The sequence below is a fragment of the Streptomyces atratus genome (genome assembly GCF_900119365.1).
Classification (GTDB): Bacteria; Actinomycetota; Actinomycetes; order Streptomycetales; family Streptomycetaceae; genus Streptomyces; species Streptomyces atratus_B.
Map to the genome: position 1 here is coordinate 1 of NZ_FPJO01000101.1, position 1,309 is coordinate 1,309.

General features: G+C 70.6%; 1 protein-coding gene. It reads right to left on the reverse strand.

The features are described from left to right. Positions 1 to 1,309: polyketide synthase dehydratase domain-containing protein (locus tag BT364_RS38940; protein WP_177328415.1), on the reverse strand; the 1,309-nt coding region annotated here is incomplete at both ends.

Genomic DNA, 1,309 nt, shown 5'->3' on the forward strand with positions numbered 1-1,309 from the left:
TGCTCCGACTGCGCCGAACGCACCAACCCCCACACCGCAGCCGCACCAAGATCCGAAACCTCACCCACCGCACCACACGTCACCACCACCAGGCGCGCGTTCGCGTCCCGGTCGGAGGCAAGCCACTCCTGCACCTGAGCCAGTACGTCGACAACGGCCGTGTGCACGCCCGATACGACATCGGCGTCCGCCTCGGTGGCCGGCACGACCAGAACATCGAACTCCGCGGTGTCCTGCGAGGCCTGAGCGGCGCCGGTCGGTGCCGGGGCCCACTCCAGCCGGAAGAGGGAGTCGGAGCTGTCGCTGTGCGCGGCGCCGTCCAACTGCTCTGCGGTGACCGGGCGCAGGACCAGGGATCCGATCCGACCCACCGGCGAACCGGCCCCATCGGCCAGATCGAGCGAGACCGTGCCATCGGTGGCGGTGATCCTGGCCCGCAGGACGGGAGATCCCACAGCGAACAGGCTCACGCCGGTCCAGGCGAACGGCAGCCCCGGGCCCTCAAGACCGGCCAGGCCGCCGCCCACGCCGATGGCATGCAGGGCGGAATCGAGAAGCGCCGGGTGCAAACCGAAGCGGCCCGCCTGCTCCACGGCCTCCTCCGGCAGGGCGACCTCGGCGAACAGCTCTCCGCCGCGCCGCCACACGGCCCGCAGGCCCTGGAAAACGGGGCCGTAGCCGTAGCCGATCTCGGTCATGGAGTCGTACATGCCGTCGACCGGCACCGCCTCGGCGTCACGCGGCGGCCACTCGGCCAGCGCCGTGCCCGGGACGAGGGTCTCGGTAGCGACGACACCGGAGGCGTGCAGCGTCCACGTCTCGTCCTCGGAACCGGCAGGTGTCGAGTGCACGGTGACTTGGCGCCGCCCGTCCGCGTCCGCCGTACCCACGACGACCTGAAGCATCATGGCGCCGCGCTCGGGCAGGACCAGCGGAGCCTGGAGGGTGAGTTCTTCCAGGGCTCCGCAGCCGATGCGCTCTCCTGCGTGGAGTGCGATCTCGACGAACGCGGTGCCGGGCAGCAGAACGGAGCCGAAGATGGCGTGGTCGGTGAGCCACGGGTGCGAGTCCAGCGACAGCCGGCTCGTCAGTACGAGTCCGTCGCCGTCGGCGAGGAGCACCTCGGCACCCAGCAGCGGGTGCTCGGCGTTGTGCAGACCGAATCCGGTGACATCACCGTTCAGCCCCGGCACGACCTCCGGCCAGTAGTGCTGGTGCTGGAAGGCGTAGGTGGGGAGGTCGGTGTGCTGGGCGCCGGTGTTGGCGTAGTACGTCGTCCAGTCGATGCGGGTGCCTCGGACGTGGAGTT